At 64.7% G+C, this 13,489-nt stretch carries 7 protein-coding genes; 5 read left to right on the forward strand and 2 right to left on the reverse strand.

Annotated elements, in window-relative coordinates:
• Positions 1-18: 18 nt before the first annotated feature.
• A complete protein-coding gene (gene vapB, locus CCR94_RS11500; protein ID WP_104507989.1) occupies positions 19-264 on the forward strand; it encodes a type II toxin-antitoxin system VapB family antitoxin in 246 nt (81 codons plus the stop codon).
• The gene (locus tag CCR94_RS11505) at positions 261-683 is read left to right on the forward strand and encodes a type II toxin-antitoxin system VapC family toxin (protein WP_104507990.1); all 423 of its coding nucleotides are present in this window, start codon (positions 261-263) and stop codon (positions 681-683) included. Before vapB ends, CCR94_RS11505 begins: the two co-directional genes overlap by 4 nt.
• 1 nt (position 684) lies before the next feature.
• On the opposite strand, the gene CCR94_RS11510 is transcribed toward CCR94_RS11505, so the two are convergent.
• Positions 685-3,990, reverse strand: coding sequence for a transglutaminase family protein (locus CCR94_RS11510; RefSeq protein ID WP_104507991.1), 3,306 nt, complete (start codon positions 3,988-3,990; stop codon positions 685-687).
• A gap of 288 nt (positions 3,991-4,278) precedes the next feature.
• Between CCR94_RS11510 and CCR94_RS11515 the strand changes: the two genes are divergently transcribed.
• The 3 genes from CCR94_RS11515 (at position 4,279) to CCR94_RS11525 (ending at position 12,823) form a co-directional block, all read left to right on the forward strand.
• Complete coding sequence (locus CCR94_RS11515; protein WP_158254725.1) at positions 4,279-9,312, forward strand: CheR family methyltransferase; 5,034 nt, start codon at positions 4,279-4,281, stop codon at positions 9,310-9,312.
• Positions 9,313-10,006: 694 nt separating this feature from the next.
• Complete coding sequence (locus CCR94_RS11520) at positions 10,007-10,468, forward strand: response regulator (protein ID WP_158254726.1); 462 nt, start codon at positions 10,007-10,009, stop codon at positions 10,466-10,468.
• Between the two features lie 159 nt (positions 10,469-10,627).
• Positions 10,628-12,823, forward strand: a complete 2,196-nt coding sequence (locus CCR94_RS11525; protein ID WP_104508073.1) for a methyl-accepting chemotaxis protein — start codon at positions 10,628-10,630, stop codon at positions 12,821-12,823.
• A 3-nt stretch (positions 12,824-12,826) separates the two neighbouring features.
• On the opposite strand, the gene CCR94_RS11530 is transcribed toward CCR94_RS11525, so the two are convergent.
• Positions 12,827-13,438, reverse strand: coding sequence for a TetR/AcrR family transcriptional regulator (locus CCR94_RS11530; RefSeq protein ID WP_244594036.1), 612 nt, complete (start codon positions 13,436-13,438; stop codon positions 12,827-12,829).
• Between the last annotated feature and the right edge of the window lie 51 nt (positions 13,439-13,489).

The following is a 13,489-nucleotide window of genomic DNA, read 5'->3' on the forward strand; positions in this document are numbered from 1 at the left end:
TGCAACTGGAGAGCAGGTATGAGAAAGGTTTCGATCTTCCGCAACAATCGCAACCAGGCCGTGCGCCTGCCGAAGGATTTCGAGTTCGTCGGCGTCAGCGAATTATCCATAGAAAAGCAGGGCGAAGCGATCATTTTGCGACCGCTGCGACCCAACTGGACGTCGCTGGGCGACGAATCCGCCGCAGACGCCGATTTCCTGCGCGAACGTCAGGATATCATTGAGCCCGGTCGTTTCTCGCTCTATGACGAGCCTGAGGCATGAGCGCCGTCTATATGCTCGACACCAACATTTGCTCCTACATCATGCGCGAGCGGCCGGTCGCGGTGCTCGAACGCTTGCAGGCGGCGGTCGAGGCGCAGCACGGCATTGTGGTTTCCGTGGTCACCTATTACGAAATGCTGATGGGGACCGTCGGCCGCAAGGCCTCCCCCCGCCACGCGGCGCTGGTCGAGGCCTTTGTCGCCCGCCTGTCCGCCATTCTGCCCTGGGATCGCGCCGCCGCCGAACAGGCGACGCTGATCCGGCAGAGACTCGCGGCCAAGAGAACGCCAATCGGCGGCAACGATACGATGATCGCCGGTCATGCGCTCGCGGCGAATTGCGTGCTGGTGACCAATAATCTGCGCGAATTTATGCGGGTCGCGGGCCTGTCCGTCGAGGATTGGACAGGCCCGGCCTGACTCACACCCCTCTTGGCCGTCGCAAATCCAGCGTGGTCGGGAAATCCCCGGTCACTTCGTCATGCGGCAGGCAGATCGACCCCGGCGTATGGCCGTGGTCCTGGAAGCGGGCGAGGCGGCGGGCTTCGGCTTCGTAGGAATTGACCGGGAAAGTCTCGTAATTGCGCCCGCCCGGATGGGCCGAATAATAGACGCAGCCGCCGAGCGACCTTTTGCTCCATTTGTCGATGATGTCGAAAGTCAGCGGCACATGCGGCCAGATGGTCGGGTGCAGGCCGGAATAGGGCTGCCACGCCTTGAAACGCACGCCCGCCACCGACTCGCCGCGCACGCCGGTCGATCCCAGGGGCAGTTTGCGGCCGTTGCAGGTCACGACGTGCCGCGCCTCGTTGAAACCCTCGACGCGCACTTGCAGGCGCTCGACCGAGGAATCGACAAAGCGCACCGTGCCGCCAATCGCGCCCTCTTCGCCCATCACGTGCCAGGGCTCCAGCGCCTGGCGGATTTCCAGTCTTACGCCGGAATGTTCGATCTGCCCGTAGAAGGGGAAGCGGAATTCGAATTGCGCGCGATACCATTCGGGGTCGAAGGCGTAGCCGGCGCGTTTCAGATCGCCGAGCACGTCCATAAAATCGCGCCAGACGTAGTGCGGCAACATGAAGCGGTCGTGCAGGCTGGTGCCCCAGCGCGCGAGATTGCCGTCTTGCGGCTCGCGCCAGAACCACGCCACCAGCGCGCGCAGCAACAATTGCTGGGCCAGCGACATGCGCGCGTCCGGCGGCATTTCGAAGGCGCGGAATTCCACCAGCCCCAGGCGCCCGGTCGGGCCTGCCGGCGAGTAGAGCTTGTCGATGCAGATTTCCGAGCGGTGGGTGTTGCCGGTGACATCTGTCAGCAGGTTGCGATAGAGCCGGTCCACCAGCCAGGGCGGCGCGTCGGCGCCGGGGGGCGGGGTCATGGCCAGCGCGATTTCCAGCTCGTAGAGCGCGTCGTGGCGCGCCTCGTCGATGCGCGGGGATTGCGAGGTCGGGCCGATGAACAGGCCGGAGAACAGGTACGACAGCGAGGGCCGGCGCTGCCAGTACAGCACGAGGCTTTTCAGCAGGTCGGGCCGGCGCAGGAACGGCGAATCCATCGGCGTCGCGCCGCCGATCACCACATGGTTGCCGCCCCCTGTCCCGACATGGCGGCCGTCGATCATGAATTTCTCGGTGCCGAGCCGCGTCTCGCGGGCGAGATCGTAAAGCTTGCGATAAATGTGGGCCAGTTCGTCCCAATTGTCGGCGGGATGGACGTTGACCTCGATCACGCCGGGGTCCGGCGCGACGCGAATTACCTGCAAACGCGGGTCGAGCGGCGGCGCATAGCCCTCGATATGCACGGGCAGGTTCAGTTCGGCGGCGGCGTGCTCGACCGCCGCCAGCAATTCCAGATAATCCTCCAGCGCGCTGACCGGCGGCATGAACACATGCAGGCGGCCATCGCGCGGCTCGATGGCGAGGGCGGTGCGCACATCGCTGGTGTCGCCGATGGTCTGCTCGGTCTGCTCGGCGCGCTCGGACTCGTCGCGGGGGCCGCGCTTGAATTTTTGCGCGATTTCCGCGGCGCCGGGAAGCGGCGGCAGCGGCGCGGTCGTGTCCTGCTCGACGATGAACGGATAGAGGCTGGGCGCGACATAGGGCAGCGAGGCCAGCGGCAGGCGATAGCCCACCGGCGAATCGCCCGGCTTCAGGAACAGCGCGCCCCGGCGCAGCGGCCATTTCTGGCTGATCCAGCTATGCTTGTTCGGCTGGCTGTTCCAGCGCTGCACCGGCAGGACATAGCCGGTGGGGACGTTGAGGCCGTGGTCGAACACGCGGGCGAAGCGGGCGCGCTCTTCCGGTTCGGCCAGCTTGCTGTCGCCGGGCGTCACATTGACCGGCAGATCCGCCTCTTTCAGCACCCATTCCGCCGGGTCTTCATAGGCGGGAACGACGTGGTCGGGCGTGATTTCCAGAATTTCGGCGATGGCCGTACAGATCGCCTGGGCCTGTTCCGGCGTGGCCTTTTCCGTCGGGTTTTCGCGGGCGATCAGATCGATGTTGCGCCAGATCGGCTCGCCGTCCTTGCGCCAGTACAGCGAGAAGGTCCAGCGCGGCAGGCTTTCGCCGGGATACCACTTGCCCTGGCCGTAATGCAGGAAACCGTTGGGCGCGAAGGCGTCGCGCAATTTGCGGATCAATTCGTCGGAGATCGTGCGCTTGGTCGGGCCGACGGCTTCGGTGTTCCATTCCGGCGCCTGATAATCGTCGATGGAGACGAAAGTCGGCTCGCCGCCCATGGTCAGGCGCACATCCTGCGCGCGAAGATCCTGATCGACCTTTTTGCCGAGCGCGTCGAGCGCGGTCCAGGCCTCATCCGAGAAGGGCGCGGTGACGCGGGGTTTTTCGTCCACCCGGTCCACGCGCATTTCAAAGGCGAAATCGGCGCGGGCTTCGCCGGCATAGGAGCCGTCGATCGGCGCGGCGGAAGCGTAATGCGGCGTGGCCGCGAGCGGCAGATGGCCTTCGCCCGCGAACAGGCCGGAGGTCGGGTCGAGGCCGATCCAGCCGGCGCCGGGAATATAGACTTCGGCCCAGGCGTGGAGGTCGGTGAAGTCGTGATCCGTGCCGGAGGGACCGTCGAGCGCTGCGAGGTCGGGCTTGAGCTGGATCAGATAGCCGGAGACGAACCGCGCGGCGAAGCCGAGATGCCGCAGAATCTGCACCAGCAGCCAGCCGGTGTCGCGGCAGGAGCCGGAGCCGAGTTCAAGCGTCTGCTCGGGCGCCTGCACGCCCGCCTCCATGCGCACCACATATTTGATCTTCTGCTGAAGATTGTGATTGAGCGCCACCAAAAAATCTACCGTCGGCGTTTCCGCGCGGGGAATCGTGTCGAGATAGGCTTGCAGCAGCGGTCCGGCCGGCTCCGGGCCGATATAGGCGGAAATGTCCTTGGCGAGGCTGTCCGCATAGGTGAACGGGACTTTCTGGGCGTAATCCTCGATGAAGAAGTCGAACGGATTATAAACAGCCAGTTCCGCCAGCAGATCGACCGTGATGGCGAATTCGGTGGTCGGCTCGGGAAAGACGAGACGGGCGAGATAATTGCCGTGCGGGTCCTGTTGCCAGTTGATGAAATGATTGGCCGGCTCGATTGTCAGCGAATAGGCGTGGACGGGAGTGCGGCAATGCGGCGCGGGGCGCAGCCGCACCACCTGCGGTCCCAGCATCACCGGGCGATTGTAGATGTATCGCGTTGAATGATGCAGCTTGGCGAGAATGGCCATGATCGCCCCGTGTTTCCAGTGTGCCCGGAAGCTATATGGGGGGGCGGGCGGAGGCTGTCACGTCCTAAATCTGGCCAGATCGACAAAGGGGCGGCGCGGGCGCCCAAGACTTGTGCATGGACCGGACATTCTCTTGCGAACATGCGACCCTTTGTCAGGCCTCAATCGTCGGTTGTGGCGTCTTGCGTATTGATTCGTCGCCGGCGCCCTCGCTATCCTGCTTAAGCTAAGAATCGACCAGGCCTCATCTGGCGGGAGACGGCGATGGGGAATGGAGCGGGACAGCCTATGTCGAAACGGGCGAGGGCGGCGAGCAAGCCGCGCAGGCCCGCCGGGAGCGCCGGCGCCGGGAAGGCGGACCAATCCTTCGTCGCGCCGGCGGCCGTGATCGCGATAGGCGCGAGCGCCGGCGGACTCGACGCGCTGGAAAAATTCTTCGACTTCGTCCCCGACGACACCGGGGCCGCCTATGTCGTGATCCAGCATCTCGATCCGAATTTCCGCAGCATGATGGACGAGTTGCTCTCGCGTCATTCCGGCCTGCCCATCCGCAAGGCCGAAACCGGCATGCTGATCGAGGCGAATGTCATTTACCTCAATCCCGCGCGCCAGGACATGACGGTCGATCAAGGCCGGTTCCGGCTGCTCGCATCGGAAAGGACCGGCGGCCTGAGCCTGCCGATCAATTGTTTCTTCGCTTCGGTCGCCACGGAATTCGCCGAGCGCGCGGTCGGCGTCATCCTGTCCGGCACGGGATCGGACGGCGCCAAGGGTTGCGAGGCCATCAGAAGGGCGGGCGGCGGCGTCTTCGTGCAGGAGCCGTCGAGCGCCAAATTCGATTCCATGCCGGCCTCGGTGCTGGCCAAGGGCCTCGCCGACGGCGTCGCGTCGCCGGAAAAGCTGCCGGCGCTGATCGCGCAACGCCTGGCGGGCGACCTGCGGCAAGTCCGCCGCGACCTCATCCTCGAAACCGATCCCTATTCGACCATATTCTCCATCATCAAGGCGCGCTACGACCTCGATTTCAGCGTCTACAAGCACACGACGATGGAGCGCCGCATCAGCCGGCGCATGGGGCTGGTCGGCAGCGCCAGCGTGGTCGATTACGCCGACCTGCTGGCGATCGATCGCGACGAGGTCGCCAATCTGTTCGACGACCTGCTGCTCGACGTCACCGCCTTCTTTCGCGATCCCGAGGCGTTTCAGGCGCTGGCCACACAGGTCGTGGCGCCGCTGGTGGAGTTGATGAGCGCGGAGCGCGAGATTCGCGTCTGGATCGCCGGATGTTCGTCCGGCGAGGAGGCCTATTCGCTCGCGATCAGCTTCGCCGAAACCGCCGAGGCGGCTGGAAAGCGGTTGAACCTCAAGATTCTCGCGACCGACATTCACGTCGAAACGCTCGGCGTGGCCTCCGCCGGAGTCTATCCGGCCTCGGCGGTCGCCGCGCTTCCGGCAGAAAAGGTCGATCGTTATTTCGAGAGCGAAGGCGACAATGTCCGCATCCGCAAGGCGATTCGCCGCCTGATCGTCTTCAGCCAGCACAACATCCTGAAAGACCCGCCGTTTGCGCGCATCGACCTGCTTTCCTGCCGCAACGTTCTGATCTATTTTGACGAAGGCGCGCAGAAATTCGCGCTCAACCTGTTCCATTTCTGCCTGGTCAAGGGCGGTGTGGCTTTCCTCGGCCCGAGCGAATCGCTCGGCGACCTCGCCAGCGAATTCAAGACCGTCAATCAGAAATGGCGCATTTTCGCCAAGACGCGCGACGCCCGGTTGCTGCCCGCCGGCGTGCTCTCTCCGCACAGCCTGAACTCCGGTCACGGCGCCGGGCGCGGGGTCGGCTCCCATGGTCGCGGCGGCCTCGCGCCCGGCCGCGACATATCGCGCGCCACGTTCGAAGCGCTGAAGGAGATGCTCGCGCGCTTCGCGCCGCCCGGCTTCCTGCTCACGCGCGAGGGCGCGCTGCTGCACATTTTCGGCGACGCCTCGAAATATATCGAATTGCGGCCAGGCATTTTCAGCCAGAAGATCACCGACATGCTGCCGCGCGAACTGGCGCTGGTCGCCGCCAATGGGCTTGGCGTGCAGTCGCGCATGCCGTTCCCGAAATTTCGCCGCAGCATCAAGCGCCAGACCGATCAGGGCGAGCGGGTCGAAATCGTGTCGATCGAGCCGGTGTCCGACGCCGACGGGATGAGCGACTTTCTGCTCCTGACGATCGAGACCATGCAATTGGCGCCGCAATCCCAGGATCCGACGCCGGCGCTCGACTCGACGCCGACGGCGGATGAAGTGCTCGAATTGCGCCGTCGCAACGAGAGTATCCTCAATGAATTGCAGTCGACCGAGGAAAATCTCCAGTCGGCGATCGAGGAACTCGCCACGAGCAATGAGGAGTTGCAATCCACCAACGAAGAACTGATGGCTTCGAACGAGGAATTGCAGAGCACCAACGAGGAACTGCATTCGGTCAACGAGGAGCTTTATTCCGTCACCTCGGAGCACCAGCGCAAGATCGACGAATTGATCCAGGTGACGCTGGATATGGAGCACCTGCTGAAGGCGACCGAGATCGGAACGATCTTCCTCGACGACAAACAGCATGTGCGGCGCTACACGCCGGCGGCGGCGCAGGCGTTCAACCTCATTCCCCACGATGTCGGCCGGCCGATTTCGCACATCACCGTGCGCTTCGACGGCGAGAATTTTCAGGCGCTGCTCGATCACGTCGGCGAGACGCGCGAAATGTGCGAGAAGGAAGTGAGCGTCAGCGGACGCGTCTATCTGCTGCGCATCCTGCCCTACAAGGTCGATGGCGAGGACATGCACGGCTCGGTCGTCACGCTGGTCGATATCGACAAGCTGAAGCGGGCGCAGGCCCAGGTGCGCGAACTCGACCGGCGCCAGCGCACCATCCTCGGCTCGATCCAGGATTCGATCGTGAGCTGGGATGCGCGCTCGAACCGGATCACCTTCTGCAACCACGTGTTCGCGTCGGTTTACGACACCACGCCCCCGGACCTCGTCGGCCGCGACATTTTCGCGGTGCTGGCCGGCAGCGCGCCCGAAGCGATTTCCCACGTCAACGAGGCGGTCGACACCCTGAAAACCGAACGCAAGTTCGAGACTCTCGTCCGCACGGGGCGCGCCGATGGCGGCGAAATCTGGCGCACCATCATCTATACGCCCGTCCAGGACGACGACGGAACCACGCTCGGCTATGTCGCCTGCGGACGCGACGTGTCCGAGCAGGTGCGTCATGTCGCGGCGCTGAAAGAGCTGTCGGCGATCGAGGGCGACCTCAATCGGCCGGTTCAGGAGGCGGTTCAGCCCGCTCTGGATATCGGCCTGCGCCTGCTCGGGCTGGAGCGGGCGCTCGCGACGGAGGTCGTGGAAGATCGTCATCGCCTGATCGCCGCAGCGGGCGCGCAAGACATGGATCTGCAGCCGGGCGAAATGATCTGGCTTCCCCAGGACTTGTGCGATCGGACTTGCGGGACGCCGCAGGCGGGAGCCTGCCGCTTCGGCGAGACCGGCGTGCTGTGCTGGCCGGGAATAACGGCGGGCGCCGAGGCCCGCTCAATCGTTTCCGACGACGGGGATCTCTGCGAATTCGCGCTCGTGGGCGCGCAATGGCCGGGTCCGGCGACCTATATCGGCATGCCCGCGCACGCGCACGGCAAGGTCTATGCCGTCAGCTTCTTTTCCGACAAGGGTCCGAAGTTCGGGCCGCTCACCAGCATCCAGCGCGGCTTCGTCAAACAGCTCGCGCAATGGATCGGGCTCAAGGTCGAGGCGCACAACGCGCATAACGCGCTGCTGCGCAGCGAGGGCAAGCTGCGCCTGTTGTTCGACAGCGTTCCGCAAGCCATCTGGCTGATCGATTCGGAGCATCGCGTGCTGCGCGCCAACCGGGCGGCCGCGGCGACCGTGGGCCGGACGCCCGACGAGGTGGTCGGCGCGGTCATCGACAGCATGTCGGCGCTGTCCGATCCGGCATGGCGCGCCGCCAATGACAAGGCGCTGCAATCGGGCCGCGGACTCTACAATGTCGTCACCCACGCCACCGAAGCCAACGGGACGACGCGCTGGACCTCGACCGATCGCATTCCCCACCGCGACCCGACGACCGGCGAAAGCTCGATGCTGATCGTCACCACCGACATCACCCAGTTGAAGGCGCGCGAGACCGCCCTGACCGCCGCCAATGCGGCGCTGGACGCCAGCCAGATCCGGTTCGAGCAGCTCTACCGTCACACGCCCGTCATGATGTGTTCGTTCGTCGGGGATCGCAGCATCGTCGTGGCGAGCGACGCCCTGCTCGCCAAGACCGGCCGCGCGCGCGAGGACGTCATCGGCCGCGATATCTGCGATTTGCTCGACACGGCCTCGCGCGCCACGCTGGCCGACGAAATCCTGCCTTCGCTGTCGCGGGCGGGATATTGCCACGCCATCCCGCTGCGCCTGGTCGCCACCGACGAGTCGGCGCTCGATGTCGAGTTTTCCGCCTTCGCGGAAGCCGAAGCGGACGGCGAGCCATCCTACCTCTGCGTTCTCGCCGACGTGACCGCGCGCAATCGCGCGCAGGACGAATTGCAGCGCGCCAACCAGCGACTGGCGAACGCCAACGAGGGATTGGAGAAATTCGCCCATGTCGCTTCGCATGATTTGCAGGAGCCGTTGCGCAAGATCAGCGTGTTCGGGAAAATCCTGCTCGACGAACACAGCGCGACGCTCAACGACGACGGGCGGCATTGCCTGAATGTGATGACGGACGCCGCCGTGCGCATGCGCGAACTCGTGCATGATATTCTGGCCTTTTCCTACGTCAACAACGCCAAGGCCGATGTCGAGGACGTGCCCCTGGCCGCGGTCGTCGTCGAGGTGGTGAACGAGCTGGAGGCCTCGATCAAGGCCGCCAGCGCCAGCGTCGATCATGCGGATTTGCCGGTCGTGCGCGGCGACCCCACGGGAATCCAGCAATTGTTTCGCAATCTTGTCTCCAACGCGCTGAAATATCGGCGGCCGGAAGTCGATCCGCGCGTGACGATTGCGGCGGCGCGCAACCCGGACGGCGATTGCGTCGTTTCCGTTCGCGACAACGGGCGGGGGATCGACGCTTCGCAACAGGCGGTGGTGTTCCAACCGTTCACGCGGCTTCAGCCCAGAAGCAAGATCGCGGGGTCCGGCCTCGGCCTCGCCATCTGCAAGTCCGTCTGCGACCGCCATGGCTGGACCATATCGGTCGAGAGCGAGCCTGGCGTCGGAACCGCGTTCTCGGTCATCATGCCGGCGCGCGATGTGGGGAGCGCCGCGCAATAGCGACAGCGAAAGGGCGGGCGCGCAATCGTTAAGAGCGCGGAAACAACCCTTGCTTGTGTTAACTTTTCATCTACTATTTTTGACGGAAGCTGGCATGTAGAGTGATTCGCTTTCGTGTAGCTTGCGTGAGCGATGGTGTTGTTCCAATGGAGGCAACCGCGCAATGTTCAGCGTCGCCGGACCAACGGAGCGTCGCTACATTCCGATCGTGGACTCAGACGACGTCTTCCTGATCAAGAACGCCTTGAAGGATTGTTTGGAGCGCCGGCGGCTGTTTCGACAAAAGCTTGGCGTTGCTGTCGCGGACGGATCTGCGCGCGCATTTGCTCGCTGCGGCGATTCGCGACATCAACGGGCCGAGGCGCGACGGGATTGGCGTCCTCAAGGCTCTGGGATCCTTGGGGCTTGCGCGAACTGACCGGCGTTGCCCGTGCGTTTGTTGGTTTGGTGTATTGGCGCGGATGAGGAAGCGCAAGGACTGGAGGCCTGACGCTTGAGCATATTCCGCGAGAGTGGCCGCCGGTCTTGCAAAAAAAAGATTGCGATTTCAAAGCCTCACTCGGGACGATGCGTGGTCGCGAGGGCTTGCGGACTCGGATGGAACTATTGATCCGACGTCCGGGATTTTGGATTTTGGATTTTGCCGCTTTATTCGATTTGCCGACATGCGACTTTGGGAAAGGGATTTGCAATGATGGCAATCCAGGACATCGACATGGACGTCGGCTCCGACTTCCAATATCTGGCGCCGTCGGCGCGTGAAACCGTGCGGGTGCTTTTGGTCGACGACGATCCGACCGACAGGGAGATCATCGTGCGCGCGTCCAGGGGCGGCGAGCAACTCGACATCTGCTTTACTCAATGCGGGACGATGAGGGAAGCCAGGGCGTCGGTGGATCGCGACCGGTTCGATCTCGCGCTCGTCGATTACTGGCTCGGCGAGGAGACCTCGATCCCCCTCATCCAGGAATTTCATTACAAATACAATCTGCCGGTCGTCCTGTTGACGGGGCTTGACACGCCGGAGGTGCGCCGGTGCGCGTTCAGGGCTGGCATTGCCGGCTATCTGTCCAAGGATGGGCTGATCGTCCAGGCGATCGAAAGCGCCGCGCTCGGCGTGCTGTATTCGGCGGCCGGCGGCGTCGCCGCCCGATGAGGACGCCTGCTCCCGCTTTCATGCCGGGAAGAGCATAGGCAAGCCTCGCTCAAGTCTGGGCTGCTAAATCGGATCATGAGAGGTTTACGCCTTGCCGGTCTCCTGAAGACGGGATCGATGCGTGACCTTCGTTGTCCCGTCACGGATTTCGGACCGACCATGAACATTCATTCGATCAAGTTCCGTATTGTCGCCCTGTCCGGTCTTTGCGTGGCCCTGGCCACCGGGGCGCTGGTTGGCTACGGCGTTTACTCGGCCGAGCAAACCGCCGCCTATGTTGGCGAAAACGTCGACGGGCTGCTCGACCGGCTGAGCCAGGACTCCCTGTCCCGATTGGCTTCGACGCAGGCGGGCGTGATCCGCGCCGAGGTGGATTCCGCCTTTTACGCCGCCCGCGCGATGGCGCGCGGGCTTGAAACCTTGGCCCGGCCGGAAAAGCAGGGCGGCTCGCCCGCGTCGTCGCGTCGCGGCCAGCTCAACGACATTCTGCTGCGCGTGCTCAAGGACAATCCGCGCTTCAACGGAACCTACAGCGCCTGGCTGCCTGACGAACTCGACGGCCATGACGCGGAATTCGTCAACCGCAAGGATCTCGGCTCCGACGAAACCGGGCGGGCCTTGCCCTATTGGACCCGCGACGCGCAAGGCAAGATCGCGTTGCAGCCGCTGGTCGAATACAGCAGCCGCGAGCTGCATCCCAATGGCGTGATGAAGGGCGGCTGGTTCCTGGGGCCGCAGGCCGACGGAAAGGAAAGCATTCTCGCGCCGCTGCCTTACATCGTCCAGGGCAAGGCCGTCCACCTCGCCACCATGTCCGTCCCGATCGTGGTGGACGGCGCCTTCGTCGGCGTGGCCGGCGCCGATTTCAACCTGGAATTCATCCAGACGCTTGCCGAGAAGGTCAATGCTTCGATTTACGAGGGCAAGGGGTCGGTCGCCATCATCACCAACGCGGGCCTCGTGGTCGCCGCGAGCGGCAAGGCTTCGGCGATCGGCGGCGCCTTCGAAGCGATCGATGACAAGGCGAAACAGGATCGCGATGTGCTGCGGGCGGGCAGCGCCGAGGTCCGGGTCGACTCGGAGCACGACTTGCTAAAGGTGTTTTCGCCGGTGCCGCTGGGACGCACGGGGGCTGCGTGGTCGGTGATCATCAGCGAGCCGCGTTCCGTGGTGCTCGCGGGAGCGCGTCAGCTCGCGGCGGCGCTGGCCGATCGCGAGAAAAACGACGTGACCTTGAAGATCTTCGCGGCTCTGCTGGTCGCCGCCGTGGCCGTCGCGATGATGGCGCTGGTCGCAACAGGCATATCCTCGCCGATCGCCCAATTGTCGGAGGCGCTGCGTCGTCTCGCGCGCGGCGAAAAACTCGACAAGATCGCCGGCGCCGAACGCAAGGATGAAATCGGCGAGATTTCCAGGGCCGTAGACCAGATTCGGGTCGGCGCGGAAGAGGAAACGGCGCGCAAGACGGCGGCCGCGGAATCGGATCGCCAGCGGCAGGAGAAAGAGCGGCAGGCGACCATGCTGCGCCTCGCCGACGAATTCGAGCGCGCGATGGGCGATGTCGTGCAGGGCGTCGTCGCCGCCTCGACCCAGTTGCAATCGGCCTCCACCTCCATGTCCACCGCGACCGGCCGCGTGGCCGGGCAGGCGCAATCGGCGGCGCAGGCGGCCGAGGAAGCCTCGCACAATGTGCGCACCGTCGCCGCCGCCGCCGAACAGCTGACGGCCTCCATCGCCGAGATCAAGCGCCAGGTGGACGAGTCCGCCAGTGTGACGGCGCAGGCGGCTTCCGAGGCGGAATCGACCTCCAGCAAGGTCAAGGAGCTGTCGGAATCCGCCCAGACCATTGGCCAGATCGTCGATCTCATCAACAATATCGCCGGCCAGACCAATCTGCTCGCGCTCAACGCCACCATAGAGGCGGCGCGCGCCGGCGAAAGCGGACGGGGCTTTGCCGTGGTCGCCAACGAGGTCAAGGATCTCGCGACCCAGACCGGCCGCGCCACCTCGGACATCGGCGCGCAGATCAACGAAATCCAGCGCTCGACGGAAGCCTCGGCGGCGGCCATCGTCAACATCGCCAGCGTGATGGAGCGGACCAAGTCGATCTCTGCGACCATCGCGTTTTCCGTCGATCAGCAGGGCACGGCGACCGAGGAAATCGCGCAAAGCGTCGCCGAGGCCTCTCGCGGCACCAGCCAGGTGTCGGCCGATCTCGTCGGCATTAACACGGCGGCCCAGGATTCGGCCGACGCGGCCAACCAGGTCCAGACGGCCGCCGCCGCGCTGGCGCGTCAGGCCGAAACCCTGCGCGGGGTGATGGGGCAATTCCTTCAGACAGTCCGCGCCGCCTGAGCGTCAGGGGGCTTCGGCGGGGTCTGGCGGCAGCGGCGCCCGGGCGTGTTCCCGGGCGTCCGCGCGCGGGACGCCGAGCGCGACCAGGACCCGCTCGGCGGCGTCCATGCCGGCCTCGGCGCTCAGCTCGGGCCGCTCCAGCGTGTGGGCGATCGCGCCGATGGCCGCGCCCGAGATGAAGGCGACGACGGCGTCCAACTGGTCATCGGTGAAATCGTAAGATCCTTGCGCGCGTCCAGCGATCAGGTCGGCCAGCGGCTGTCCGGTCCACAATTGGCGAAGGGCCGCGGCGCTCAGGCCGAAACGGATCAGGAAGCGGCCAATTTCGGGATCGCGCGTCGCGCTCAGGATATACAGTCTTATGCCCGCGGCGAGACGTCCGACAGGCTCGTCCCCTGTCGCGATGGACCGAACCACGCGCGCGCTGATCGCGAGGGCGAGTTCGAGCGCGACAAGATCGAACAGGCCGGCGAGATCGTCCAGATTGTTGTAGATCGTTCCGCGCGCCACGCCCGCCGCCTGGGCGAGGTCGGTGACGCTGATCTGCGTGGCGCCGCGCTCGCCGAACAGTTTCAGCGCGGCGCGGTGAATGTGACTCTGGGCGGTGGCGCTCATTGACGCAGCCATGGTGGCGAAGACTCTCTTATCATTATAGCATTTGAACAC

Origin of the sequence: Rhodoblastus sphagnicola (genome assembly GCF_002937075.1) — a bacterium.
Lineage (GTDB): Bacteria > Pseudomonadota > Alphaproteobacteria > Rhizobiales > Beijerinckiaceae > Rhodoblastus > Rhodoblastus sphagnicola.